The organism is Methylobacterium sp. CCH5-D2 (assembly GCF_001556475.1).
GTDB lineage: Bacteria > Pseudomonadota > Alphaproteobacteria > Rhizobiales > Beijerinckiaceae > Methylobacterium > Methylobacterium hispanicum.
The window spans coordinates 1-1,486 of sequence record NZ_LSIX01000775.1 but is presented as its reverse complement, the minus strand read 5'-3'; the positions used below and the strand labels follow the sequence as shown (position 1 = coordinate 1,486).

The 1,486-nt window shown below is 76.2% G+C and carries 3 protein-coding genes; all 3 read left to right on the top strand.

Annotation, left to right across the window (positions count from 1 at the left end; translation table 11 throughout):
- A partial coding sequence (locus tag AX737_RS20700; protein WP_197430657.1) for a YqcI/YcgG family protein occupies positions 1–347 on the top strand: 347 nt, incomplete at its 5' end.
- Entirely contained in the window at positions 344–1,288 is a 945-nt protein-coding gene (locus AX737_RS20695) for a methyltransferase (protein WP_066924529.1), read from the top strand. The genes AX737_RS20700 and AX737_RS20695, both read left to right, overlap by 4 nt.
- Before the next feature lie 3 nt (positions 1,289–1,291).
- Positions 1,292–1,486, top strand: a 195-nt coding sequence (locus AX737_RS20690) for an L-histidine N(alpha)-methyltransferase (RefSeq protein WP_197430656.1), incomplete at its 3' end; no start/stop codon positions are given.

Here is a 1,486-nt window from a genome sequence, read left to right as displayed (position 1 = left end):
CCCGCCGCTTCGAGGCGCCCGTCCTCGTCTTCAACCTGCACGACCAGTTCGAGCGGCTGCGCGCGGAAGGGCGCTACGAGCGCCTGCGCGAGACGATCCTGGCCCGCGACGTCGATCTGGCGGGCTCCGTCAACCCGATGCTCGCCCGCCACGGCGAGCGCTCGGAGGCGGTGCAGTACAGCGGCCGCGCGGTGCCGGCCGACTGGGCCTGCCCGTTCCGGCGCGGCGCGCCCGAGCCCGCCGACTGGGCGGCGGTGGCCCGGGATCTCGGCGCGGGCGCCTTCGACGCGCGCCGTCTCGCCGAGGCTGCGGGCCCGGATGCCGAAGGCGAGGGTCAGAAGCCGTGAGCGCGCCCTGGACCTCGGACGACGCCCTCGTGGCGCTGGTGGCCGCCCTGCGCGCCCGGGACTACGCCTTCACCACGGTGACGCCCGCCACCCACGCGCACGTCGCCCGCCGCATGGGCGACGCGCCCGCCCGGTCGCTGCGCGACGTGTTCGGCTGGAGCCGGCCCTTCGCCGAGGATCTCGTGCCGCCGGACCTCTTCGGGCTGATGCGCGAGGCCGGGATCCTCGCGCGGGCGGGCGACCTCTGGCGCGCCACGATCCGCCTGTCGAGCCTCGATGGGGAACTCTTCGTGCACGCGGCCTACCCGCCCACCGCCCAGGACGCCGTGTTCTTCGGGCCCGACACGATGCGCTTCGTGGCGTCCGTGACCCAGTATCTCGCGGGGCGCGAGGCACCGGTGCGGCGGGCGGTCGATGTCGGCTGCGGCAGCGGGGCGGCGGGCATCGCGGTCGCCAAGCGGGCGCCCGGCGCCGAGGTGCTCCTCGTCGACGTCAACCCGAACGCGCTCGCCGCTGCGGCGCTCAACGCCCGGCTCGCGGGCGTCACCGGCACGGTGCCGGTGTCGAGCGACCTCCTCTCGGGTACCGAGGGCCGCTTCGACCTCGTGGTCTCGAACCCGCCCTTCATGCTCGACGCGCAAGGGCGCACCTACCGGCACGGCGGCGGCGCGTTCGGCGAGGGCCTGTCGCTCGCGGTCGTCGAGGCGGCGGCCGAGCGCCTGAACCCGCGCGGCGCCCTGGTCCTGTTCACGGGCTCGGTCATCGTCGAGGGCGAGGATCCGTTCCGCGAGGCGGCGCTGACGGCCTGTGCCCGCGCTGGCCTCTCCGCCCAGTACCGGGAATACGATCCGGACGCCTACGGCGAGGAACTGGCGGACCCGGCCTACGCGCGGGCCGACCGCATCGCGCTGGCCGTCCTCGTCGCGACCCGGGAGGGCTGAGGCGTGGCGGACGCGGCTCGCGAGGCCTTCGCCCGGGCCGTGCGCGCGGGGCTCTCGGCCCGGCCGCGGACGCTGCCCGGCACCTGGCTCTGGGACGAGGCCGGCTCGGTCCTGTTCGACCGGATCTGCGACAGCCCCGACTACCACCCGACCGGCCGCGAGACCGCGCTCCTGCCGGCGGTGGCGTTCGAGGTCGCC